The following is a 23,927-nucleotide window of genomic DNA, read 5'->3' as shown; positions in this document are numbered from 1 at the left end:
GGCTCAGGCCAGGCCCTCGATCTTCGCGGCCAGCTGGGCGCCGGTGAGCGGCTCGCGGGCGATCACGGCGATGGTGTCGTCCCCGGCGATGGTGCCGACGATGTAGGGCAGCGCGGCCCGATCCAGGGCGCTGGCCAGGAAGTGCGCGGCGCCGGGCGGGGTGCGCAGCACCGCGAGGTTGCCGCTGGCGTCGGTGGACACGAGCAGGTCGCCGAGCAGTTTCGACAGCCGGCCCGTACCGCCGGTGACACCGCGCACCGGACTGCCGTCCTCGGGCACGATGTAGACCCCCGCACCACCGTCGGCGGCGCGCAGCTTCACCGCGCCGAGCTCGTCGAGGTCACGCGAGAGAGTCGCCTGGGTGGTCTCGATGCCCTCGGCGGCGAGCAGCGCCGCGAGTTCGGTCTGGCTGCGCACCGAATGCGCGGACAGCAGTTCGATGATGCGGGACTGGCGCCCGGCGCGGGTGCGGGCGATGGCCGGGGTGCCCTTCTCGGGTGCGCTCATGCCCGCGCCTCGCCGTGGCTCGGCGCCGGCGCGAGTGCACCGGCGGCAACACTGTGGAGCCGCTCGCTCATCGCCTGGTCTCCACGTCGGCCCGGGTTCGCGGTCTCATGCGGCGGCCTTCGCGAGCAGCCACACCAGCAGCGCCTTCTGCGCGTGCAGCCGGTTCTCGGCTTCGTCCCAGACCACGCTCTGGCCGCCGTCGAGCACCTCGTCGGTGATCTCCTCGCCACGATGGGCCGGGAGACAGTGCAGCACAATCGCTTCCGGATCGGCCTTGGCCAGCAGTGCGGCATCGAGCCGGAACGGACGGAACGGTCCGACCCGGTCGAGGCCGTCGTTCTCCTGCCCCATCGAGGTCCAGGTGTCGGTGACCAGCACGTCGGCACCGGTGGCACCGACCACCGGGTCGCCGGTTACCGCGACGGTGGCGCCGGTTTCGGCGGCCCTCTTGGCGGCCGCGTCCATGATCCAGGGCAGCGGCTCGAAACCGGCGGGCGCGGCGACGGTCACGTTCATGCCCGCGGTCACGCCACCGAGCAGCAGCGAGTGCGCCATGTTGTTGGCGCCGTCACCGAAGTAGGTGAGGTTCAGCCCGGCGAGCGAACCCTTGCGTTCGGCGATCGTCTGCAGGTCGGCCAGCACCTGGCAGGGATGGAACTCGTTGGACAGTGCGTTCACCACGGGAACCGTCGCGGTGGCCGACATGTCGTCGAGCCGGTCCTGCTCGAAGGTGCGCCACACGATGGCCTCGACGTAGCGCGAGAGCACGCGGCCGGTGTCGCCGAGGGTTTCCTCGCGACCCAGCTGGGTGTCGCGGCCGTCCACGACCACCGCGTGCCCGCCGAGCTGGGCGATCCCCAGTTCGAACGAGAACCGGGTGCGGGTGGAGTTCTTCTCGAAGATCACCCCGACGCCGCGCGGGCCGTCCAGTGGGCGGTGCGCGAACGGATTCTTCTTCAGATCGGCGGCGATGGCGAGGATTTCGGCCTGTTCGGCCTGGGTCACATCGTCGTCACGCAAGAAATGACGCAGGGTCACTTGGTCGCTCCCTCAGCATCGGCGGCGGCCTTGTCGAGAATCTCGGGCAGGTCGGCGACGAAATTGTCGGCCTGGGTTTCGGTGAGCACCAGGGGCGGTGCCAACCGGATCACGTCGGGCTTGGCGGGGTTGAGCAGATACCCCGCCTCGCGGGCCCGTTCGTCCACGTGGGCGGAGATGTCACTGTTCAGCACGATGCCGATGAGCAGGCCCGCGCCGCGCACACGGGCGATCGCGGGGTGCTCGAGCAGGGCGATGCCATCGCTGAGCTTCTTGCCGATCCGCTCCACGTGCGCGAGCAGGTCTTCGGCGTCGATGGTGCGCAACACGGCCAGCGCCGCCGCGGCACACACGGGATTGCCACCGAAGGTGGTGCCGTGCAGGCCGGGGGTGAGCAGTTCGGCGGCGCGGCCCTGCGCCAGCACGGCACCGATCGGCAGTCCGCCGCCCAGACCCTTGGCCAGGGTGATCGCGTCGGGCACGATACCGGCCGCCTGATGCGCGAAAAACGTGCCGGTGCGCCCGATTCCGGTCTGCACCTCGTCCAGGATCAGCAGTGCCCCGGCGCGGGAAGTGATCTCACGCGCCTTGGCCAGGTAGTCGAACGGCGGGACGACCACTCCGCTCTCGCCCATCATCGGTTCGAGGAACACCGCGGCGGTGTCGGAGTCGACGACGGCTTCCAGCGCGGCGGCGTCACCGTAGGGCACGTGCACGACGCCGGGCGGCATCGGCTCGAACGGAGCCCGCTTGGCCGCCTGGCCGGTGAGGGCGAGCGCGCCCATGGTGCGGCCGTGGAACGCCTCCTCGGCCGCGACGATCTTGCGTCGTCCGGTGAGCCGGGCGATCTTGAACGCGGCCTCGTTGGCCTCGGTGCCGGAGTTGCAGAAGAACGCCTTGCCCTCGCCGTCACCGAAGTGCGCGAGCAGCTTCTCGGCCAGCTCGATCACCGGCTCGCTGGCGTAGAGGTTCGACACGTGGCCGAGGGTGCCCAGCTGCTGGGTGACCGCTTCGAGGATGGCGGGGTGGGCGTGGCCGAGGCTGTTGACCGCGATGCCACCGAGGAAATCGAGGTAGCGCTTGCCGTCGGCGTCGTAGACCACCGCGCCCGCACCGCGCACCAGCGCGACTTTCGGGGTGCCGTAATTGTTCATCATCGCGGCCGACCACCGCTGCTGCAGTTTCGCTACTTCACTCATGATTGCGTTCCGTCCGGCGACCCCGCGGGGGTCACCATGGTTCCGATTCCTTCTCCGGTGAACAACTCCAGTAGTACCGAGTGCGGGACACGCCCGTCGATCACGTGGGCGCTGGGAACACCGCCGAGTACCGCGCGCAGGCAGGCTTCCATCTTCGGCACCATGCCCGCGTCGAGGCGGGGCAGCAACTCGGCCAGCGCGTCGGCGTCGATCTCGCTGGTCAGCGAGGAGCGGTCGGGCCAATCGGTGTAGAGGCCCTCGACATCGGTGAGGACGACGAGTTTCTCCGCGCCGATGCCCTCGGCGAGCGCGGCGGCGGCGGTGTCGGCGTTGATGTTGTGGACCACACCGTCGGCGTCGGGGGCGATGGTGGAAACCACGGGGATGCGGCCCGCGTCGATCAGGTCGAGCACGGCACCAGGGTTCACCTCGGTGACATCACCGACCAGGCCGATGTCGGTGGTCACACCCTCGACCGTGACGGTGCGGCGCGTGGCGGTGAACAGATGCGCGTCCTCACCGGAGATGCCGACAGCGTAGGGACCGTGCGCATTGATCAGCCCGACGAGCTCGCGCCCGACCTGGCCGAACAGCACCATCCGCACCACGTCCATCACCTCGGGGGTGGTGACCCGGAAACCACCGCGGAACTCCCCCGCCAGACCGAGCCGGGTGAGCATGGCGCTGATCTGCGGGCCGCCACCGTGCACCACGACCGGGTGCACGCCGACCGTGCGCAGGAACGCCATGTCGGCGGCGAAGGCGGCCTTGAGCTCGGCGTCGATCATGGCGTTGCCGCCGTACTTCACGACGACGATCTTGTCGCGGAACTTCTGCAGCCACGGCAGCGCGTCGGCCAGTACATGCGCCTTGTCCAAAGCCGAAAGCGTGTGTAGCACACTGCTACTCATGAGCTGTACGCCGAGTTCTCTTCGACGTAGGCGTAGGAGAGGTCGGTGGTGCGCACCATCGCGGTGCCCGCGCCGACGTTGAGTTCGATCAGCACATCGATCTCGGCGCCGGACAGGTCGACCTCGCGGGCACCGGGTGCGCCGACGCTGTCGACGCAGACCGGATTGCCGTTGAACGACACCGCGATACGGTGCGGGTCCAACGTCACCGGAGCGATCCCCACGGCGGCCAGTACTCGGCCCCAGTTCGGGTCGGAGCCGAACAGCGCGGTCTTGACCAGGCTGTCCCGGGCCACGGCGCGGGCGGCGACGAGCGCTTCGTCCTCGGTGGCCGCGCCGGTGACGGTGACCCGCACCCGCTTGGTGACACCCTCGGCGTCGGCCATCAACTGGGCGGCGAGATCGTCGCACACGGTGAACACCGCGGCGTCGAGGTCTTCCTGCGAAGGGGCGACGCCGCTGGCGCCGTTGGCCATGAGCAGCACGGTGTCGTTGGTGGAGCAGGAGCCGTCGACGTCGAGCCGGTCGAAGGTGTATTTCGTGGCCTTGCGCAGCGCCTCGTCGAGCTGCTGCGGGGTGGCCACGGCGTCGGTGGTGAGCACGACGAGCATGGTCGCCAGCGAGGGTGCGAGCATGCCCGCGCCCTTGGCCATGCCGCCGACGTTCCACTTGTCCGCGTGGTGGAAGGCCGATTCCTTGGGCACGGTGTCGGTGGTCATGATGGCGTGGGCGGCGTCGGAACCGCCGGTGAGCCCGCCGCCCATCTCGTGCACGATCTCGGTGACGGCGGGGAGCAGCTTGTCCATCGGCAACCGGTCACCGATCAGGCCGGTGGAGCAGACGGCGATCTCGCCCGCGCCGGTCTCGGTGCCCCAATTGCTCAGTGCCGCGGCGAGTTCCTCGGCGGTCTTGTGCGTGTCCTGGAAGCCGCCGTGCCCGGTGCAGGCGTTCGCGCCACCGGAGTTGAGGATCACCGCGCGCAGATGACCGGTCTTCAGCACCTGCTGCGACCACAACACCGGCGCGGCCTTCACCTGATTACTGGTGAACACACCGGCCGCCGCGTACTCGGGGCCCTCGTTGAGCACCAGCGCGAGGTCGGGTTTGCCGTTGGCCTTGAGGCCGGCCGCGATGCCCGCCGCGCGGAAGCCCAGCGGCGCGGTCACCCCTTGGGTGTGCAGTAGTTTGCCGTGGTCCGGGGTCTGCGGATCAGGGGTCGTCACGGTGCCACTCCTACGGCGGGAAGTCCGGCGGTCTCGTCGAAGCCGACGGCCAGGTTCATCGATTGCACCGCGGCGCCCGCGGTGCCCTTGGTCAGGTTGTCGATCGCGCCGATCACCACGAGCAGACCCGCGTCGACATCGACGGTGACCTGCAGGGTGATGGCGTTGGAGCCCAGCACCGCGCCGGTCTGCGGCAGCACGCCCTCGGGCAGCAGGTGCACGAAAGGCTCGTCGGCGTAAGCCTTCTCGTATACCGCGCGCGCCTGGGCGGCGTCGACCTTCACCGGGGCGGTGCAGGTGGCCAAAATGCCGCGTGGCATCGGCGCGAGCACCGGGGTGAACGAGACCGAGACGTCCACGCCGCCTGCGGCTTTCAGGTTCTGCGCGATCTCGGGAGTGTGCCGGTGGGCACCCGCGACGCTGTAGGCGCGCACGCTGCCCATCACTTCGGCGCCGAGCAGGCTCACGTCGAGTTTGCGGCCCGCGCCCGAAGCGCCGCTCACCGCGACGACATGCACGGCGGGTTCGATGATGCCCGCGGCGATCGCCGGGGCCAGCGCCACGCTCGACACCGTCGGGTAGCAACCGGGTACGGCGATGCGCCGGGCGCCGGTGAGCTGGGCCCGGGCACCGGGCAGTTCGGGCAGGCCGTAGGGCCAGCTGCCCGCGTGCGTGCCGCCGTAGTACTTCTCCCAGGCGGCGGCTTCGGTGAGCCGGAAGTCGGCACCGCAGTCGATGACGACCGTCGACTCGGGCAGCGCCTGCGCGATCGCGCCGGACTGGCCGTGGGGCAGACCGAGGAACACGATGTCGTGCCCGGCCAGGGTGTCGGGGGTGGTCGCCTCGAGGATCCGGCCGGCCAGCGGCAGCAGGTGTGGCTGCAGCTCGCCCAGGGCGGTGCCCGCGTTGGCTCCGGCGGTCAGCGCCCCGATCTCGAGGCGCCCGGCTCGGTATTCGGGGTGTTCGAGCAGCAGTCGCAACACTTCGCCACCGGCGTATCCACTCGCACCGGCAACCGCCACCCGCAACACGGGTCCTCCCGACGAATCAACCATGTGATGATTATGCACGATTGTGCAAGCTCATTCATGCGCGGGTGCGGCGGTGCGGGCACCACGCTGCCCGATCAGCCGTGCGACCAGCGGGAACACCAGTACCGTCGTGGCGCCCGCGGCCACCAGAGTCGAGGCTACCTCCGTGCTCAGCAGACCGGTTTGCGTCGCCACCTGGGCGACGGCGACGATGATCGGCAGGCCGGTCGCGGCGTAGAGGGCCAGTTGCACACGCTCGCGCCCCGATGCCAGATTCTGTCCGTGCGGGAGGAAACGCTCGCTCAGCCACACCGGCAGCCCGCGCGCGAGCGCGATGGTGACCACGAACCACAACCACAGCGCGGGATGACCACTCACCGCCGCCACATCGATGCCCATGCCCGACACCACGAAGAACACCGGGATGAGCAAGCCGTAGCCGATGGCCTCGAGCGAGGCGTCCACGTCGGGGTGTCCCGCCGCGATGAGTCTGCGCAGGATCATGCCCGCGGCGAACGCGCCCAGCACCACATCGAGCTCGAACTCCTCGGCCAGGACCATCAGCACCAGCAACAGCAGCACCACTCCGCGTACCGGCAGTTGCGATGTTCCGCCGCCGAGCCGCGCCAGCGCCGACCCCAGATCCGGCATCCGGTCCAGCATGCGCACCGGGATCAGCCCGACCAGCACCGCCGCCACGAAGAACATCAGCACGATCACCACGGCGGAACCGACATCGCGGCTGGTCAGCAGCACCGACATCGCCACGATCGGCCCCAGTTCACCCACTGCGCCGTGCGTCATCACCGCCCGGCCCAGCGCGGAGTCGACGATCCCGGCCTGCTTGAGGATCGGCAGCAGCGTGCCCAGGGCGGTAGAGGTGAGCGCGATGGCCACCGCGATCCCAGTCGCGGTCGACCGGTTGGTTGCCACCATGACGATCCCGAACGCGAACACCAGACAGACGAGCCAGACCAGCCAGGCCGTGTGCCCCGACCGGCCCCGCAGCAACTGCGGGTCCAACTCGTATCCGGCCAGCAGGAACAGCATGCCCAGCCCCAGCTCGCTGACCAGGTCCACCCCGCCCCCGGGACCCGCCCAGCCGAGCACGTGCGGTCCGAGCACCGCGCCGGCCACCAGCAGGATCACCACATCGGGCAGATATCCGCGCAGCAGCCGCGCCACCACGGGCGCCACCACCGCGATCAACGCGATCCAGAACAGCGACACGATCGGCGAGGGACCGTCCACACCAGCGGAAGCGAGCAGCTCCATGCGGGTCATCGTGGCACAGCGAGGCGCCCGATCCCCGAAACCGCGCGGGGCGATCCCGCATCCCGCCGTCTACACCGGGTTGTCGACAGCGCCGGCGGCCGGCAGCAGATGGGCGAGCAGGAGTTTGATCAGCAGCACCGGCCCGAACCAGAGCAGGAATGCCGGCACCGTGAGCACCGCCGTGGTGATCACGACACCGAAGACGGCCGCGGCGAAAGCGACGGGCGTGCGCAGGTGTGGCGGCGCCGAGGTGACGGCGACCGCCGCCGCGAGCATGATCGTGTAGACTGCGGCGGCCGCCACCCAGCCGAAACCGGGCACCACCAGCGCCAACAGGAAAGGCTGCACGTGGACCGCCACAAAGGCCAGGTGGTGGCGAGTTCCGCGTCCGGGCCGGTGGAACCACCGCTTCGCCGCGGCCGTCGCGTTCACCACCGCGCCACCGAACAGGTCGAAGCCGACGAGGGCGACCACCACGATCACCAGCGCGGACTCGTCCCGGGCGAGCACCCCGGCGGTCGCCGCACCGAGGGCGGCGGACGAATAGCACAGCGCGGCCTCACTTCTCGTCGCGCCCGGCGCGATCAGCCGGTCGGTGAGCGTCATCGCCGGATCCCTTCCACGCACACCTGCACAATCGGTTCGGCCAGGTCGGCGAGCCGAACGGTGTCGTCGGCGAGCCACTGCACCAGACACCCTTCGATGGCGCCCACGATCACCGCGGCGTGCCCCGCACCGATCCCCGGCCGCAGCTCGCCCTCGGCGCCGGCCTCGCGCAGCAGGTCCCCGATCGCCGCGCGGTAGCCCGCGTACACCGCGGCCAGGTCCAGCGGGGTGCGCGCGGACCATACATCGAGCAGCACGCGGGCATGATCGGGGTGTTCGGCCAGCATTGCGACCGTCGCACGAACGAGTTCGGCCAGCCGGTCGAGCGCCGGGCCGCTGCCGGTCACGGCCAGCTGGTCTTGCGCGCGAGCCCGGTAGTCGTCGAACGCGGCGGTCAGCAACTCTTCGCGACTGCGCACCGCCAGATAGACACTCCCTTTCGCCACGCCGGCCTCCGCGGCGACGTCCTCGATCCGCGACGCCGCGTACCCCTTCCGCGCGAACACCCGCACCGCCGCCTCGACGATCTCGGCCCGTCTGCCCACCACATCAACTTTTCTCGGCACCCTCCGATAATGACTGACCAGCCAGTCATAAACAACCCCCGAGCCCCGGGTGCCGAGTCCGACTCAGTGTTTGCGGACCACGGACTCGGGTCGGCCGGGTTTCCAGATGGTGATGTCGAGGTGGTCGTCTTCGACCTCGACGGTGGAGGCGCCGGTGAGGTCGGCGATGTAGAAGTGGTCGAACTTCTCGGATCGAATGTCCAGGCCACTGTCTTGGAAGAGTTTTTCGGCGAAGCGGGCGTGGACCGATTCATCCTTCAGGTCGGTGACGGTACCGAAGAGTTTGGCGTCGCCTTCGGAGACATTGGTGTCGATGGTGGCGGTGTGCAGGCAGAAGCGAGGGTCGCGGGCGAGATCGTCGAACTTCCGGGTGCCGGGCATGCCGGCCAAAACGAGCATGTCCTCGAAGATCATCGGTTCGATCGGGCTGATCCGCGGCGATCCGTCGGCGCGCAGGGTGGCGAGCATGCACAGATTGCCGGTCGCCCGGTGCCTGCGCAGGAACAGGGCGGAGATACTCGGCGCTTGCGCGGTGAACTGGCTCCAAGTGGTCATGAAGTCGACGGTACGACCCAACCTTGACATCTCATGTCAGGTTTCCTGGCTAGTCTCGGAATGTGCGTGCGAGCAGGTTGGTGCAGCTACTGCTCCTGCTGCAGGCGGGCGGCGGGGCCACGGCGAGTGAGCTGGCGCGTGAGCTGGAGGTGTCGGTGCGCACGGTGTACCGGGACGTGGAGGCACTGTCAGCGGCCGGGATCCCGGTGTACTGCGAGCCGGGACGCGGCGGTGGAGTGCGGTTGATCGACGGGTACCGCACCCGGCTCACCGGGCTCACCACCGACGAGGCCGACGCCGTCCTCCTCGCCGGACTACCTGGAGCCGCGGCTGATCTGGGGCTGGGCACCGTACTCGCCACCGCCCAGCTGAAGATGCTCGCCGCCCTGCCACCGGACCTACGCGACCGGGCCACCCGGATCGCCGAACGCGTACACGTCGACATGCCGGGCTGGTTCCACCGCCCCGAGAACACTCCGGCGCTGGCGATGATCGCCGACGCCGTCTGGCACGACCGCCGCCTCACCATCGGCTATCGCCGCGGCGACCGCACGGTCGAGCGAACGCTGGACCCGCTGGGCCTGGTGATGAAGGCAGGCACCTGGTATGTGGTGGCCCGCCTCGGCCCCGATATCCGGTCCTACCGGGCGAGCCGCATCGCTTTCGTCGAATCGACCGGCGAAACTTTCACCCGCCCAGTGGAATTCGATCTCGTCCGGCACTGGCGGGAGGCGGCCGACGAGTTCGCCCGGTCGATGCTGAAGGTCAGGGCGCGCTGCCGGATCGACACCGCGCACACGAACTTGCTGCGTTTGATGAACGATCCCGCCGCAGTGCGCGAAGCACTCGCCTCGATGGGCGAACCGGATGCCCACGGATGGGCCGACATCACGATCCCCTCCGAGTCCTACGAGGTCCTCACCCACGCCCTGCTCCCCCTCGGCGCCCACGTCGAGGTCATCGACCCACCCGAAATGCGTGCCAGGATGACCGCGACGATCGAGTCGATGTTCGCGCGCTACCGCCGGTGACAGGCGCTCGGCACCGACCCCCGCCACTGGTGCATTCCGGGCGCCGCACCCGCGGACTCTCACAGCGATGTTCGGTCACTCCCGACCCGGCTGAGGCCGGCCGGTCACAGCGATACGACGCCACCGCATCTTCGGCGAGGGACCGTCGGGGATGTCCCACAACGGTCGTCGCGACACGCCGACTCGATTCTTCAGCAGGCCCAGTATTCAGCAGGTCCAGTCGAGAACCGGAGCCAGGGAACGGGATTGGGCCGAAGCCGGGGCGAGGCGCAGGGCGGTGTTGCGCAGGGCGATCAGCGGTGGGGCGGCGAATTGGCCGATGCTGCCGATGCGGGCGGAGCGCTTGGCGATCATCTGGGTGCGCGGGCGGCGCCGGCGGTCGTAGGTGGCGAGGCCGTTCGGGTCGGCGGCGAGGCGCGACAGCGTGATCGCGTCTTCGAGGGCTTGGCAACCGCCCTGGCCGAGGTTGGGCGTCATGGCGTGGGCGGCGTCACCGAGCAGGGCGATGCGGCCCGCGGTGAACGCCGGAAGATCCGGAATGTCGTAGATATCGTTGTGCAGCACCGTGTTCCGGTCGGCGGCGGCGAGCAGTTCCGGGATCGGGTGATGCCAGCCGGCGAAGCGCGCGCGGACCTCGTCGAGGGTGCCCGGCGCGTTTTCGGGTGCGTTGTAGACGGCGAAACAGTAGATACGGCCGTCGGCGAGTGGCGCCATACCGAAACGTGCACCGCGGCCCCATGTTTCGCCGAATTCGGTCAACGATTCGGCAGTGTCGACCACCGCACGCCATGCGGTGTAGCCGGCATAGCGTGGTGCCACCTCACCACAGACCGCGCGGCGCACCACGCTGCGGATGCCATCGGCACCGACGATCAGATCGGCCGTCGAGGTCCCTTCGGAGTGGTCCACTGTCCCGTCGATGTGCGCGGCGCGTACCGAGATGCCGGTGCGCACCGTCGCTTCGGGCAACGCCGACCGCAAAATCTCCAGCAGGTCGGCCCGGTGGATCAGCACCGGTGTGCCGAACCGCTCGCGCAGCGTCGCCACATCGGTGCGCGACAACCAGCGCCCGCGCTCGTCCCGAATCCCGGCCGACACATCGGCCAAGGCCTGGGCACGGACCTGCTTGCCGACGCCAAGCGCATCGAGCGCACGTAAGGCGTTGGCCCACAGCGAGATCCCCGAGCCCACCTCGGTCACCTCGGGTGCCCGTTCGAGCACCCGCACCGACCAGCCGCGATCGGTCAGCGCGAGCGCCGCGGCGAGGCCCCCGATTCCGGCACCGACGACGATTGCTGTGCGCATCGCATCTCTCCCTTGTCCGAGAACCGACGATGTCGGCGGATCGTCCCCCGAGTAACTCGGGCTTGCCGCCACCGTACTACTGCTGTAGTGAAAAGCATTGTGAATGTAGTGCCTGTCACTACAGGAGTAGTATCGGGCGGTGGCTACGAAACGTGAACAGGTCCTCGACGCGGCCATCGAGGTACTCGGCACCGGCGGATCACGCGCACTGACCCACCGTGCCGTGGACCGAGCCGCCGACCTGCCGCCCGGTTCGGCGTCGAACTACTACCGCACCCGCGAGGCACTGCTGTGCGGAGTCGCCGAACGTCTCGAGCAACGCGATCACACCGACCTGACGGCGCTGAACCGCCTGTTCGGTCCCGCCACCGTCGAGCACCTCATCGCCGCCCTCACCCTGTTCCTCACCCACGCCACCACCACCGACCGGGTCCGCACCCAGGCCCGCCTGGCGCTGCTGGGCGAATCGCAAGCCGTGCCCGCCCTCCACGAATCCGTCCGGCGCGGCCACCACCGTCTGCGCACCTGGGCGATCGACATGGGAGCCTCGGTCGGCCTCACCGCCACCGCCACCGGCATCCTCGTCGACTACCTCGACGGCGCAGTCATCCACCGGTTGACCGGCGCGGAGGCAGGCAAAGACCCTCGTGCGGCCCTCGAACAGTTGGTCCACGCACTGCTCCCCTGACTGCCGACCAGCGCTGCTTCGGCGCGCCCCGGCCCTAGCGCCGGCCGAAGGAAGCCGCACGCACCCCGGCACACGAAACCGGGCTGCCCCGTGGGGACAGCCCGGCTTCGTCGATGATGCCTCAGACGATGGAGAACAGCAGGGCCGCGACCGCGAAACTCACCACGGACAGGATGGTTTCGAGGACGGTCCAGGTCTGCAGGGTTTGCTTGACGGTCATGTTGAAGTACTTGGCGATGATCCAGAAGCCGCCGTCGTTGACATGGCTCAGGATGATCGAGCCCGCCGCGATCGCCATCGCGATCAGCGCGATCGCCATCTGTGAGTAGTGCTGCTCGGCGACCAGCGGGGCGACGATGCCGCCGGTGGTGACGATGGCGACCGTCGCCGAACCCTGGGCGATCCGTAGTCCGCAGCTGATCAGGTAGGCGAGCACGATCACCGGGAGACCCGCTGCCGACATGGTGTCGGCCAGCGCGGTGCCGATGCCGGTGGCGGAGATGACCTTGCCGAAGAACGCACCGGCGCCGACCACCAGCAGCACCATGCCGACCGGTTTGAGCGATTCGGCGGTGATGATGCTCAGTTCCTGCACGGAGGATCCGCGCCGGATGCCGAGCAGGTAGAACGCGACGAGCACGGTGATGAGCAACGCGACCGCGGGGGTACCGAAGAAGGTGAGTACCTGCAGCAGCGTCGAATCCTGGTCCAGCAGTTGGTAACCGAAGGTGGCCCCCAGGATCAGGACCAGCGGGATGGCGATGATCGCACCGATCAGGCCCACCGACGGCGGTGATTTGGTGACCACGGCGGTGGCGGCGGCGCCACCGCCTTCGTCGCCGGTATCGGGCTCGAGCGGCACGAATTCCTCGGGCACCGACACCTGTACGCGCTTGCCGATGTAGGAGCCCCACACGATGCCCGCCGCGACGAAACCCGGGATGCCGCAGACGAATCCCATCAGGATCAGCCAGCCCAGGCTCACTCCGAGCAGGCCACCCAGGGCGACGGGGCCGGGGTGTGGGGGCAGGAAGGCATGAGTCATCGACAGTCCGGCCAGCATGGGCATCGCGTAGAGCACCAGCGAGCGTCCGCCCCGTTTGGCGGCGACATAGATCAGTGGGGCGAGGACGAAGATGCCGATGTCGAAGAACACCGGGATACCGAAGATCAGCCCGAGCAGGCCCATCGCGATGGGTGCGCCCTTCTCGCCGAACACCCGCAGCAACTTGTCGGTGAGCACGTCGGCGCCACCGGAGCGTTCCAGGATCGCGCCGAGCACGGTACCCAGTCCGATGATGACCGCGATGTGCCCGAGGATGCTGCCGAAGCCGGTTTCGAGCAGGGACTCACCGGCTTTGAGCGGGGTGCCGACGATCTCGGCAACCGGGAGCCCGGCGGCCAGGGCCAACAGCAGACCGGTGAGCAGCAGCGCGACGAACGGCTCCAGTTTGATCTTGATGATGGCGAGCAGTAGAACAGCGATCGCGAGACCGCACAGCACCAGCAACCCAGGGGTCGAGGTGCGCAACCAGTCGACAGTTGCGCCCATGGAAGAACCTCTCAATCAAGCGAATGGACGAAGCGTGCGGCCCGGGAGCCGATATGGGACCACCGCGAACTCGCGACGTCCAATGGGGCGACCACCTCGGTGCCCGCGGTCACCGCGATCGCTCCCGCTTCCAGGAACTCGCGCGCATTGTGGGCGTTGACACCGCCGGAGGGGATGAGGAACACGTGCGGGAAGGGGCCGAGCAGATCCTTCAGATACGCCGGCCCCAGTGCGCGGGCGGGAAAGATCTTCACCGCTGCCGCGCCCATCTCGACCGCCGCCAGCACCTCCGAGGGCGTGAACGCGCCCATGATCACCGGAATCTGGTGCGCCACGGCCACTTCGGCCACCTCGGGGCGCAGCGCCGGGGTGACCAGGAACTGCGCACCCGCCTCGATCGCCGCCTCGGCCTGCGCACGGGTGGTCACGGTGCCGACCCCGACCACGGCATCGGCGACCGCGGTGGCCTTGCTGATCGCGTCGAGCACCCCGAGGGTGGTGAAGGTGAGCTCGACGGCGCGCAGCCCCGCGCCGGCGAGCGCCTCGGCGAGCGCGACGGGATCGGGGATGGCGGGCGCGCGGACCACGGTGAGGGCCCGGTCGGCGCGGATCACCTCCATCGCCCGCGATGACGAGCTGAGCAGCGGATTCATCGGGTCTCCTCTCGCGCGGCGTGCAGGCGCAGAGCCCGACCGGCGCGCGCCCCGGTCGGGGTGCCGTTCTCCAGCGCGAATTCGCCGTTGACCAGCACGTGCTGGACACCACGCGCCGGCTGTCGCGGGTCGGCGAAGGTGGCCGTGTCGTGGATTGTCGCCGGGTCGAACACCACCAGGTCGGCGGCGTAGCCGGGGCGCACCAGTCCGCGGTCGGCGAGCCGCAGCCGGGCAGCCGGCCTGCCGGTGAGGTGGTGCACGCACTCTTCGAGTCCCAGGACGCCGAGTTCACGCACGTAGCGCGACAGATAACGCGGGAAGGTGCCCCAGGCGCGCGGGTGCGGACGGGCGCCGACGAGCAGACCGTCGCTGCCGCCCATGTGTCCGGCGTCGACCATGATCGCGCGCACGTTCTCCTCGTGGCCGACGTGCTGCAGGATCGTGGTGGCCAGTTGGTCGCGGCGCAGCAGTTCGAAGAACACCTCGACCGGCGCGCAGGCCCGGCCGGCGGCGATCTCGGCGACGGTGCGCCCGACGTGTTCGGACAGTTCGTCGTCGCCGACACCGCTGATCTGGATGGTTTCCCATTCGACCGTGACACCGTGGCAGCCGTCGGAGCCGTTGACATCGACATCGGCGGCGATCCGGGCGCGTTGGGCCGGGTCGTCGAGCCGGGCGAGGGCGGCATCGGGCCCACCCGACATCGCCCAGCTGGGCAGCAACGCCGACAGCGTGGTCGAACCGGGCAGGTAGGGGTAGGTGTCGAGGGTGATGTCGCAGCCGTCGGCGCGGGCCTGGGCGAGCATGGCCAGCAATTCCGGTGCGCGGCCACGGTTCACGCCGAAGTTCATGGTGGCGTGGGTCAGGTGCAGGGCGCAGCCGGTGGCTTTCGCCAGGCCGATCATCTCCGCGTACGCCTCGAGCGCGCCCGCGCCATAGGAGCGGGTGTGCGGTGCGTAGAAGCCGCCGTAGGCGGCCACGACCGCGCACAGGGCGGCGAGTTCGCCGGCGTCGGCATACATTCCGGGCGTGTAGGTGAGTCCGCTCGACATCCCGACCGCGCCCTCGTCGAGCCCCTCGGCCAGCAGCGCGCACATCCGGTCGATCTCGGCGGTGGTGGCCGGGCGCTGGTCGGCGCCGACGACGAGCAGCCGCAGTGTCCCCTGCGGGACGAGGTAGGCGGCATTGGTGGTGATGCCCTGGTCGAGCCGGTCCAGATATTGACCTACGGTGCGCCACGAGAAGTCGAAGCCGGCGGGGTTGCCGTTCCAGCCCGCGATCTGTTTGCGCAGCACCGCGAGTGCGGCGTCATCGATGGGGGCGTAGGACAGGCCGTCCTGGCCGAGCACCTCCGTGGTCACCCCCTGCGTGATCTTCGGCGTGTGCTCGGGATGGGTGAGCAGGTAGAGGTCCGAATGCGCGTGCATGTCGATGAAGCCGGGCGCGAGGACCGAGCCGGGTGGCACGGCGACAGTTCTCGCCTCGGTGTCGATGGCGTTCGCGATCTCGGCGATGCGCCCCTCGCGCACGAGTACGTCGCCTCGGGTGCGCGGGCCGCCGGTGCCGTCGACGATGTCGACATCACGAAAAACGAAGGAGGTCATGGTCATCCGTCAGAAGTAGGTGCTGATCAGGTCGACCACCCGCGGGCGCGGCGCCGCGGCGTCGTCGATCACCGGGATGAGCCGCCACTTGTCGAAGGCGGTGCAGGGGTGCGACAGGCCGAGGCGCACGACGCTGCCCACCGGCAGCTCGGTGGCGCCGGCGCCGGGCAACCGCAGGAAGGTGTGCTGATCGTTGAGCGCGGTCACCACCGCGCCCGATGGCAGCGGCGCCCCACCGACGACGAGTTGGGGCACCGGCAGACCTTCGTCGAACGGGAAGTCGCGTTTGCCGCCGTCGAGCAGGGCCAGTTCCGGTTCGGGACGCGACACCACCCGCGCCCACCCGTGCATGCCCGCCCGGAGGCCGGGATCGGCCGCCGGGGCGGCCAGTGGCGAGATGCTTGCGTAGAAGCCGTCGTCGTGGATCAGGTAGGCGCCGCTGCGCAACACGACTGTGGTCGAACCGCCGGGGACGGCCAGACCGGCCAGTTCGTCGACGACGAGTTCGGGATAGGCGCTGCCACCGGCGGTGACGATCGCGGTGCCCGGGTAGATCGCGGCGAGTTCGGTGTGCAGGGCGGCGAGTTCACCGAGGTAGCCACGAACCGCGGCGACGCCCGCCGGGCTGCGATCGTGGGCCAGTGCGCCCTCGTACCCGGCCACTCCGGCCAGTTCGACGCGTTCGCCCGCGCGCAGCGCCTCGGCTACGGCGCGGGCTTCGGTGCGGGTTCGGGCCCCGGTGCGGCCGTGCGGGCCACCGAGTTCGACCAGTACCCGGATCGGCGGGCCGGGCGGGGCGTCGCGCAGGATCTCGTCCATGAGTTCGACGGTGGCGACACTGTCGGCCCAGCAGTAGATCTCGAAGGTGTCGTCGCGGGCCGATTCGGCGACGGCCCAGGCCAGGCCCACCGGGTCGACCAGCGTGTTGGCGAGCATGATCCGGCCGACGCCGAAGGAGCGGGCCAATTGAGCCTGCCAGGCGGTGGCGAGGGTGATCGCCCAAGCGCCTGCGGCCAACTGGTCACGCCACAGCTGCGGGGCCATTGTCGTCTTGCCGTGTGGGGCGAGCGCGACACCGGCGGCGGCGGTCCAGTCCGCCATCAGGGCACGGTTGGCGGCGAGCGCGGCGCGGTCGAGGGTGAGCAGCGGGGTCTGCCATCGGGCGAGTTCCGGTGTGGCCGCCAGATATTCGCGCACGGTGGCCCCCCAGGCGGCGGGCGGCACGCTCTTGTCGTGCGGTCCGAGCACCGTGTCGGCGAGTGCGTCGACGACGTCGTTGTCGATGATCACAGCGTCCTTCCGGGGACCGATTCGGCCCGATCAGTCATATCAACTAGGCATTGCATAATGCGCAATGTGAGTTGCAGTGAATGCTTTCGCTCGTTATTGTGCATCTCAGCAACTGTGACCGCAAGCACGAAAGGAAAAAACGGTGACCCAGGCAACATCGGTACCGCCCCGTGCGGTCACCGTCGGCGAGGGCCTGGCGGTGCTCATCGCCCGGCCCGGCCCGCTCGAGCAGTCCGCGCGGTTCGAGCGGGCCGCGGGCGGCGCGGAGGCCAATGTGGCCATGGTGCTGGCCCAGCTGGGCGTATCGGCGGCGTGGCTGTCGCGAGTGGGCGACGACGGCTTCGGGCGCTACCTGGTGAACGAGCTGGCCGCGGCCGGAGTGGATACCGATGCGGTCGCCGTCGACCCGGCCCGGCCCACCGGGCTCTACGTCAAAGAGCGCGGCAGTGGTTCGGGCACGGCCAACGACCTGGGCACCGGGGACAGCCGCATGCACTACTACCGGGCGGGTTCGGCGGCCAGCGCCCTGTCCCCCGCCGACCTGACCACCACCGCGGCCGCGACCCTGCTCGAACGCACCGACCTGGTGCATTTCACCGGCATCACCCCGGCGCTGTCGGCATCGGCGAGCGCACTCACGCGAACGCTACTGACCCGGCCCCGGGGCGACACCCTGATCAGCTTCGACCTGAACTACCGCCCGGCCGTGTGGGGACCGCGCCTCGACGCCGCCGCCGACGAACTCGCCGCGCACATACGCGGCGCCGATGTGGTACTGCTGGGCGCCGACGAGGCCGAGGAGATCTTCGGCACCGGCGACCCGGTCGCCCTGCGCGCCCTGTTTCCGGAACCGGCGCAGCTGATCGTGAAGAACGACAAGCACACCGTGACCGGATTCGACGCGGACACCGCACTCGAGGTGCCCGCGCTCACCCTGGAGATCACCGAACGCATCGGCGCCGGCGACGCTTTCGCCGGCGGCTACCTGGCCGCCCTGTTGCACGGCGCCGACCTGCGCACCCGCCTGTGCTACGGGCACCTGTGCGCGGCCGCCACCCTCACCGCGTCCGGTGATTCGACGAAACTTCCACCGGTACAGGAGCTTCGGCGGCTGGCGGCGTTGTCGTCGGCGGCCTGGACCGGGTTGCGGTATCCGGCAGCGCTGGATGGGACGATCGGGCCATGAGTCAAAGTGTGTCGCGGGCGCTGTCCATTCTCATTGCGCTGGGCGAGGATTCACGGTCGCTCGACGAGCTGGCCGTTCGCCTCGGTGTGCACAAGTCGACCGTGTTGCGCCTGCTCCAGACCATGCAGGCCGAGCGGTTCGTCGTGCACGACAGCGCGCACCGGTATTCCCTCGGCACCCGCATGTTCGAATTGGCCAGCCGCGCACTGGAGAACCGCGACGTGCGCACCGTCGCCCGCCCCTACCTGAGCGCGCTCGGTGCCGCCACCGGCCAGACCGTGCACCTGGCCGCCTACGAATCCGGCGACGCCGTCTACATCGACAAGGTCGATGCCGAGCAATCCGTGCGGATGTACTCGCGCATCGGCAAGCCCGCACCGCTGCACTGCACCGCGGTGGGCAAGGTACTCGTCTCGGCGTTGCCGCGCGCCGAATGGCCCGCGGTCGCCGCCCGACTGGACTACCACCCGTTCACCGCGCGGACCCTGCGCACCCCGGAGCAGTACCTGGCCGAGCTGGCACGAGTGGCGGCACAGGGCTTCGCCGAAGACCACGAGGAACACGAGAGTTTCGTCAACTGCGTCGGGGTGCCCGTGCGCGACGGCATCGGCGCCGTGGTGGCCGCCGTGTCGATCTCGGTGCCCGATGTACTCCTCGATCACGACCAGGTGCTCGCACTGCTCCCCCAGGTGCGCGCGTGCGCCGATGCCATCTCCACCGAACTCGGCTGGGATCCCCGTCGAGCCGTCACCGCGAGGAAAGGCTGAATCACATGTCCGACAAGATCGCCGTGCGTACTTCCGAGGCGCCAGCGCCCGCCCACACCTTCTCGCAGGGTGTGCGCAAGGGCCCGTTCGTCCAGGTCTCCGGGCAGGGCCCGGTCGACCCGGAGACCAACGAATACCTGCACCAGGGCGACGTCGCCGCGCAGACCACCCGCACCCTGATGAACGTCCGGGCGATCATCGACGCCGCCGGCGCCACTTTCGACGATGTGGTGATGCTGCGGGTGTACCTGACCGAACGCGAGCACTTCGCGACCATGAACGAGGCCTACGGCGAGTTCGTCACCGAGCACACCACCGACGGTGTGCTGCCCGCCCGCACCACCGTGTTCACCGGCCTGCCGCGCGCGGAGATGCTGGTGGAGATCGATGCGATCGCGGTGGTCAGCGACTGAACCCGCCCGATTCACGGGACAGCGGCAGCCGGGCCGTGTTGAGATGAGGCGATCCCTGTTCAGGGGGTCGCTTCACCCGTTCTACCCGAGGATCAGCCTATGTTCGCCAAGACCGCCCGCCCGCTCGCCGTTGTCGCGGCCGCCCTGTTCGTCACCGCACTCGGCGCGGGCACCGCCTCGGCGGCCACCGACTCAGCGGCCACCGCGCAGCCGATCGTGGGTTCGGTGGCCATCTGCGCCGGCATCCCGGTCGGCCCGATCACCATCAGCGTCTGCCTCTAGTCCGGGGGCGAGTCGCCTAGCCCGAGTTGCGCAGCGCGGTGGCGAGGCCGTTCATGGTGAGCAGGATGCCGCGTTTCACCAGTTCGGAATCGTCACCGCCACGCAACCGGCGCAACAGGTCCACTTGGAGCTGGTTCAGTGGCTCCAGGTAGGGGAACCGGTTGTGGATCGACTCCGCCAGTGACGGGTTGTCGCTGAGCAGTTCGGCGTGCCCGGTGACCGCCTTGTACATCCGGACCGTGCGGGCGTGCTCTTCGCCGATCATGCCGAAGATCTCCGCGCGCAGCTTCTCGTCGGTGACGAGATCGGCGTAGCGGGCGGCGATGTCGAGATCGCTCTTGGCCATCACCTGCGCCAGGTTCGACAGGACCGTGTTGAAGAAGGGCCAGCGCTGGTAGAGGTCGGTGAGCCGCGCCAGGCGGGCCGGGTCGTCCCCGACCCATTGTTCGAGGGCGGTGCCGGTGCCGTACCAGCCGGGCAGCATGACCCTGGCCTGGCTCCACGCCATCACCCACGGGATCGCCCGCAGGTCCGATACCGAATTGGTCGGTTTGCGTGAGGCGGGGCGGCTGCCGATATTGAGGTCGCCGACCTCGGCGACCGGGGTGGACTCGCGGAAGTACTCGACGAAGCCGGGGGTGTCGTGCACCAGATCGGCGTAGGCGGCGCGGGCGCGGGCCGCGAGGTCGTCGAGGACCGCGTACGCCGTTTCGGCATCCTCGCCCAGGCCCTCCACGTCCAGCAGGGTCGATTCGAGAGTTCCGGCGATCAGTGATTCCAGATTGCGGTGGGCCGCCCCGAATTCGGAGTACTTGGCGGCGATCACCTCGCCCTGTTCGGTGAGGCGCAGCGAGCCCTGCACCGCACCCGCGGGCTGGGCAAGGATGGCGTCGTAGCTGCGGCCACCACCGCGACCGACGGTGCCGCCGCGACCGTGGAACAGCCGCAACCGGATGCCCGAGTCGCGCGCCACCTCCACCAGATCCAGTTCCGCCCGGTACAGCGCCCAGTTCGCGGCCAGATATCCGCCGTCCTTGTTCGAATCGGAGTACCCGAGCATCACCTCCTGCCGCATGCCCGCCGCCGCGACCAGCTCGCGATACACCGGTACCGCCAGCGCGGCGGCCAGGGTCGCGGCACCCGCGCTCAGGTCCTCGATGGTCTCGAACAGCGGGACGATGCCGACAGAGCTGGCCGGCGCCCCCTCGGCGGTGCCCGGGTCGAGGATGCCGGCTTCCTTCAGCAGCAGGGCCGCCTCGAGCATGTCGCTCACCGAGGTACACATGCTGATGATGTAGTTCGGGATCGCCGCGGCGCCGAAGGTGTCGATCACCTCCTTGGCCGCGCGCAGCACGCCCAGCTCCTTGGTCGCGAGCTCACTCAGCTGCGCGTGCGGGCCCAGCAGTGGCCTGCGGGTGCGCAGTTCACCGGCCAGCAGGTCCACCCGTTCGGCTTCGGTGAGGCTCGGGTAGTCGGGGTGCACGCCCGACCAGGCCAGCAGTTCGGTGACGACCTGTTCGTGCACCTCGGAGTTCTGGCGCATGTCCAGGCCCTGCAGGTGGAAGCCGAAGGTCTCCACGGCGTGACGCAGGGCGGCGAGGCGGTCGTCGGCCAGCAGGGCGTCACCACTGGCGCGCAGTGACGCGTCGACGGCATCGAGGTCGTCGAGAACTTCCCGCGCGGTCGCGTACGGGACGGCCGTGGTGTCGATGCCGTGCTCGGGCAGCTCGCCGAGCGCACGGTGGGCGGTGGCGCTGAGGCGGGCCCGGATCGCATGCAGCGCGCGACGGTACGGTTCGTCGGCGAAGACCTCGGGGTCGGCGTAGCCGGCTTCGGCCAGCGCGGCGACGTCCGCGCTCACCCGCACCAGCCGCCCGGACTGCGACAGTGACTTCTCCAGTTCCACCAGCTCGTCCAGGTACCGGCCGAAGGCGAAGGCGGCGGCCTGCTCGGCCGCGGTGTGCACGACTTCGGCGGTGACGTAGGGGTTTCCGTCGCGGTCGCCACCGATCCAGGAGCCGGGGCGCAGGATCGGGCGGCGCAGCAGCTCTGCCTCGGGCCAGCGGGCGCGCAGGGCGGTGCGCACCTGCGCGTTGATCGCCGGAATCACGTCGTAGAGGGTCAGGTCGTAATAGCGCAGGCCCACCGCGATCTCGTCCTGAATGCGCAACCGTGCCAACCGGATCAGCGCGGTGCGCCACAGGGTGAGCACGGCGCGCCGGATCCGCAGTTCGGTGTCGTCGAAGCCGGGTTCGCCGGGGTCGAGCCGGCGCCGCAACCGCATCAGCTCGGTGATCTCGGCCTGCACGTCGAAAACCGTGCGCCTGCGGGTCTCGGTGGGGTGCGCGGTGATCACCGGCGAGACCAGGGCGTCGGTGAGCAGGTCGGCCACCGTAGCGTCGTCGAGTGCGGCGGCGTCGAGTTTGGCGTAGGTCGCGGCCAGCGACGAATCCTGCGGCGGCTCGCCCGCCGCCACGTGCGCGGCGCGACGACGATCGCGCTGGAGGTCCTCGGCGAGATTGGCCAGCAGCACGAAATAGCTGAACGCCCGGATCAGCGGGATCGCCACCTCGGTGGGTGTGCCGTCGAGCATGTCGGCGACCGCGCTGCGTTCCACCTCCTCGCGGCGCACCCGGAACGCCTCGATGCGCACCCGCTCGATCAGGTCGAAAACCTCGGGGCCCTCGTGATCATGGATGGTGTCGCCCAGGATGCCGCCGAGGAAACGGATGTCCTCGCGCAGCGGTCTGGTCGCTTCCTGCTCCTGCACGGTTCGCGATTCGCCCATGGTCAGACAGTATTGCCGCCGCGCCCACGATGCGACCCGGCGACGCGCCCCGCGAGCGGACGGCCACTGTCAGCCCTGCTGCAGGGACGTTGAAAACACAGGTGGTCGCCCCAGCGCACCTACAGCCGGCGCAGCACCCGCGCCGGATTGCCCGCGGCGAAAACCCGGTCCGGCAGGTCCCGGGTGACCACACTTCCCGCACCCACCACCACGTCGTCACCGATGGTCACCCCGGGACACACGATCACGCCGCCGCCGAACCACGCGTTGCCGCCGATCCGGATCGGCGCCGCCGATTCCCAACGCTGCCTGCGCTTGTCGTGATCCTCCATCGGGTGCAGCGCGGTGAGCAGCTGAGCGCGCGGGCCGATCGAACAGTCGTCGCCGATGACGATGGGCGCGCAGTCGAGCAGGATCGCGTCGTAGTTGAGGAAGCTGTTCGCGCCGATCTCGATCAGCGAACCGTAGTCGCATTGGAAACGCGGCATGATCCACGAGCCTTCCCCCAGCTTCCCCAGCAGCGCACCGAGCACCTCGGTCCGGCGCCCGGTCTCCTCGGGCCCGGTCCGGTTGAACTCGTCGCACAACCGCTGCGCCCGCAACCGCTCCGCCACCAACTCCGGGTCACTGTCCCGGTACAACTCCCCCGCCAGCATTCGCCGCTTCTGTTCACCCATGCGGTCAGGGTAGGCGGGGTGACGGGCACGCGGCCCCGCCGCCGTGGTGGTCAGTAGGCTCGGGGAAGTGAAATCGGCGCGGACTCGACACAACTACAGCGGTACCTCGGTCGCCGAACGGCGGGTCGAGCGGCGGGCGCTGTTCATCGAGGCCGGGTTGACGGTGTTCGCGGAGAAGTCCTATGCGAACAGTTCGCTGACCGATGTGTGCGCGGCGGCGGGGTTGTCGCGGCGCCAGTTCTACGAGCAGTTCGCCGGACGCGAGGAACTGCTGGTCGCGGTGTACGACACGGTGCAGGGCAAGGCCAGAGCGGCCGTGGTGGCCGCGCTGGGGGCGGCGGAAACCACGGAGGTCAGTGCGCTCATCGACGCGGCGGTGCGGGCGTACACGACCGCGATCACCGACGACATCCGGGCCGCCAAGGTCGCTTTCGTGGAGATCGTCGGAGTGAGTCCGGCGGTCGAGGAGCACCGGGGGCGGGTCAGGGACGAGTGGGGCGAGGTCGTGGCGGGGATCGCCGACGGCCGCGCGGACACGCGGACACCACCCGGCGGCTGGCGCGTCGCGATGGCGGCGTTCATCGGCGCTGTGAACGGTGCGGTGCACCAGTGGAGCCTCGACCGTCCGCGCCCACCCGTCGACGAGTTGGTCGATGTCTTCACCACGCTGCTCACCGCGTTGACATCGGTTCAGACCCCCCAGCGCTGATTGCGATCCACGACACATCCGTGCCATAGTAGCCGCCATTGAGACGAAGGCGTCTCAATAGATTGAGGACT

Annotated in this window: 24 protein-coding genes; 7 read left to right on the top strand and 17 right to left on the bottom strand. The window is 69.5% G+C overall.

The genetic code is table 11. The features are described from left to right. Positions 1-3: 3 nt before the first annotated feature. From ACFO5K_RS03680 to ACFO5K_RS03635, 10 genes are all read right to left on the bottom strand, one after another. On the bottom strand, positions 4-507 hold the full coding sequence (locus ACFO5K_RS03680; protein WP_378555710.1) for an arginine repressor: 504 nt from the start codon (positions 505-507) through the stop codon (positions 4-6). Positions 508-612: 105 nt separating this feature from the next. Beyond that, a complete protein-coding gene (argF, locus tag ACFO5K_RS03675; protein ID WP_378555708.1) occupies positions 613-1,545 on the bottom strand; it encodes an ornithine carbamoyltransferase in 933 nt (310 codons plus the stop codon). Further along, the gene (locus ACFO5K_RS03670; protein WP_378555707.1) at positions 1,542-2,744 is read right to left on the bottom strand and encodes an acetylornithine transaminase; all 1,203 of its coding nucleotides are present in this window, start codon (positions 2,742-2,744) and stop codon (positions 1,542-1,544) included. The genes argF and ACFO5K_RS03670 overlap by 4 nt, the downstream gene beginning before the upstream one ends. Then, the gene (argB, locus tag ACFO5K_RS03665; RefSeq protein ID WP_378555706.1) at positions 2,741-3,655 is read right to left on the bottom strand and encodes an acetylglutamate kinase; all 915 of its coding nucleotides are present in this window, start codon (positions 3,653-3,655) and stop codon (positions 2,741-2,743) included. Before argB ends, ACFO5K_RS03670 begins: the two co-directional genes overlap by 4 nt. Then, positions 3,652-4,878: a bifunctional glutamate N-acetyltransferase/amino-acid acetyltransferase ArgJ gene (gene argJ / locus ACFO5K_RS03660; RefSeq protein ID WP_378555705.1), complete on the bottom strand. Its 1,227-nt coding sequence runs from the start codon at positions 4,876-4,878 to the stop codon at positions 3,652-3,654. Before argJ ends, argB begins: the two co-directional genes overlap by 4 nt. Beyond that, on the bottom strand, positions 4,875-5,933 hold the full coding sequence (gene argC, locus ACFO5K_RS03655) for an N-acetyl-gamma-glutamyl-phosphate reductase (RefSeq protein WP_378555704.1): 1,059 nt from the start codon (positions 5,931-5,933) through the stop codon (positions 4,875-4,877). Before argC ends, argJ begins: the two co-directional genes overlap by 4 nt. Positions 5,934-5,960: 27 nt before the next feature. Beyond that, on the bottom strand, positions 5,961-7,184 hold the full coding sequence (locus ACFO5K_RS03650; RefSeq protein WP_378555703.1) for a cation:proton antiporter: 1,224 nt from the start codon (positions 7,182-7,184) through the stop codon (positions 5,961-5,963). A gap of 69 nt (positions 7,185-7,253) precedes the next feature. After that, the gene (locus tag ACFO5K_RS03645) at positions 7,254-7,790 is read right to left on the bottom strand and encodes a hypothetical protein (RefSeq protein WP_378555702.1); all 537 of its coding nucleotides are present in this window, start codon (positions 7,788-7,790) and stop codon (positions 7,254-7,256) included. Then, positions 7,787-8,356 (bottom strand): TetR/AcrR family transcriptional regulator, encoded by a 570-nt coding sequence (locus ACFO5K_RS03640; RefSeq protein ID WP_378555701.1) that lies wholly within the window; start codon positions 8,354-8,356, stop codon positions 7,787-7,789. The genes ACFO5K_RS03645 and ACFO5K_RS03640 overlap by 4 nt, the downstream gene beginning before the upstream one ends. A gap of 63 nt (positions 8,357-8,419) precedes the next feature. Further along, a complete protein-coding gene (locus ACFO5K_RS03635) occupies positions 8,420-8,911 on the bottom strand; it encodes a pyridoxamine 5'-phosphate oxidase family protein (protein WP_378555700.1) in 492 nt (163 codons plus the stop codon). Positions 8,912-8,973: 62 nt separating this feature from the next. Here ACFO5K_RS03635 and ACFO5K_RS03630 point away from each other — a divergent pair, with 62 nt between their 5' ends. Further along, positions 8,974-9,942, top strand: a complete 969-nt coding sequence (locus ACFO5K_RS03630) for a helix-turn-helix transcriptional regulator (protein WP_378555699.1) — start codon at positions 8,974-8,976, stop codon at positions 9,940-9,942. Positions 9,943-10,149: 207 nt separating this feature from the next. On the opposite strand, the gene ACFO5K_RS03625 is transcribed toward ACFO5K_RS03630, so the two are convergent. Next, the gene (locus ACFO5K_RS03625; protein WP_378555698.1) at positions 10,150-11,247 is read right to left on the bottom strand and encodes an FAD-dependent monooxygenase; all 1,098 of its coding nucleotides are present in this window, start codon (positions 11,245-11,247) and stop codon (positions 10,150-10,152) included. Between the two features lie 139 nt (positions 11,248-11,386). Between ACFO5K_RS03625 and ACFO5K_RS03620 the strand changes: the two genes are divergently transcribed. Next, positions 11,387-11,935, top strand: a complete 549-nt coding sequence (locus tag ACFO5K_RS03620; RefSeq protein WP_378555697.1) for a TetR/AcrR family transcriptional regulator — start codon at positions 11,387-11,389, stop codon at positions 11,933-11,935. A gap of 121 nt (positions 11,936-12,056) precedes the next feature. On the opposite strand, the gene ACFO5K_RS03615 is transcribed toward ACFO5K_RS03620, so the two are convergent. Genes ACFO5K_RS03615 through ACFO5K_RS03600 form a run of 4 tightly spaced genes read right to left on the bottom strand, consistent with a single transcriptional unit; the run spans position 12,057 to position 17,031 of the window. Then, positions 12,057-13,487 (bottom strand): GntP family permease, encoded by a 1,431-nt coding sequence (locus ACFO5K_RS03615; protein ID WP_378555696.1) that lies wholly within the window; start codon positions 13,485-13,487, stop codon positions 12,057-12,059. An 11-nt stretch (positions 13,488-13,498) separates the two neighbouring features. Next, positions 13,499-14,140 (bottom strand): bifunctional 4-hydroxy-2-oxoglutarate aldolase/2-dehydro-3-deoxy-phosphogluconate aldolase, encoded by a 642-nt coding sequence (locus ACFO5K_RS03610; protein ID WP_378555695.1) that lies wholly within the window; start codon positions 14,138-14,140, stop codon positions 13,499-13,501. Then, positions 14,137-15,744: an N-acyl-D-amino-acid deacylase family protein gene (locus ACFO5K_RS03605; RefSeq protein WP_378555694.1), complete on the bottom strand. Its 1,608-nt coding sequence runs from the start codon at positions 15,742-15,744 to the stop codon at positions 14,137-14,139. Before ACFO5K_RS03605 ends, ACFO5K_RS03610 begins: the two co-directional genes overlap by 4 nt. A 9-nt stretch (positions 15,745-15,753) precedes the next feature. After that, positions 15,754-17,031 (bottom strand): amino acid deaminase, encoded by a 1,278-nt coding sequence (locus ACFO5K_RS03600; protein ID WP_449289677.1) that lies wholly within the window; start codon positions 17,029-17,031, stop codon positions 15,754-15,756. A gap of 145 nt (positions 17,032-17,176) precedes the next feature. On the opposite strand from ACFO5K_RS03600, the gene ACFO5K_RS03595 reads away from it, so the two are divergent. From ACFO5K_RS03595 to ACFO5K_RS03580, 4 genes are all read left to right on the top strand, one after another. Beyond that, positions 17,177-18,220, top strand: a complete 1,044-nt coding sequence (locus tag ACFO5K_RS03595) for a sugar kinase (RefSeq protein ID WP_378555692.1) — start codon at positions 17,177-17,179, stop codon at positions 18,218-18,220. After that, positions 18,217-18,987 (top strand): IclR family transcriptional regulator, encoded by a 771-nt coding sequence (locus tag ACFO5K_RS03590; RefSeq protein ID WP_378555691.1) that lies wholly within the window; start codon positions 18,217-18,219, stop codon positions 18,985-18,987. Before ACFO5K_RS03595 ends, ACFO5K_RS03590 begins: the two co-directional genes overlap by 4 nt. Before the next feature lie 5 nt (positions 18,988-18,992). Then, complete coding sequence (locus tag ACFO5K_RS03585; protein WP_378555690.1) at positions 18,993-19,400, top strand: RidA family protein; 408 nt, start codon at positions 18,993-18,995, stop codon at positions 19,398-19,400. A 99-nt stretch (positions 19,401-19,499) separates the two neighbouring features. Then, positions 19,500-19,682, top strand: coding sequence for a hypothetical protein (locus ACFO5K_RS03580; protein ID WP_378555689.1), 183 nt, complete (start codon positions 19,500-19,502; stop codon positions 19,680-19,682). Between the two features lie 16 nt (positions 19,683-19,698). Here ACFO5K_RS03580 and ppc read toward each other — a convergent pair whose 3' ends face one another. Both ppc and ACFO5K_RS03570 read right to left on the bottom strand, forming a co-directional pair. Further along, entirely contained in the window at positions 19,699-22,470 is a 2,772-nt protein-coding gene (gene ppc, locus ACFO5K_RS03575; RefSeq protein WP_378555688.1) for a phosphoenolpyruvate carboxylase, read from the bottom strand. A gap of 119 nt (positions 22,471-22,589) precedes the next feature. After that, entirely contained in the window at positions 22,590-23,147 is a 558-nt protein-coding gene (locus ACFO5K_RS03570; RefSeq protein ID WP_378555687.1) for a sugar O-acetyltransferase, read from the bottom strand. 67 nt (positions 23,148-23,214) lie between these two features. Between ACFO5K_RS03570 and ACFO5K_RS03565 the strand changes: the two genes are divergently transcribed. After that, positions 23,215-23,856, top strand: a complete 642-nt coding sequence (locus ACFO5K_RS03565) for a TetR/AcrR family transcriptional regulator (protein WP_378555686.1) — start codon at positions 23,215-23,217, stop codon at positions 23,854-23,856. Positions 23,857-23,927: the final 71 nt, after the last annotated feature.

The sequence above is a fragment of the Nocardia halotolerans genome (assembly GCF_042650145.1).
Lineage (GTDB): Bacteria > Actinomycetota > Actinomycetes > Mycobacteriales > Mycobacteriaceae > Nocardia > Nocardia halotolerans.
The sequence above is the reverse complement of the archived record's forward strand: the minus strand, read 5'-3'. Positions and strand labels throughout refer to the sequence as shown.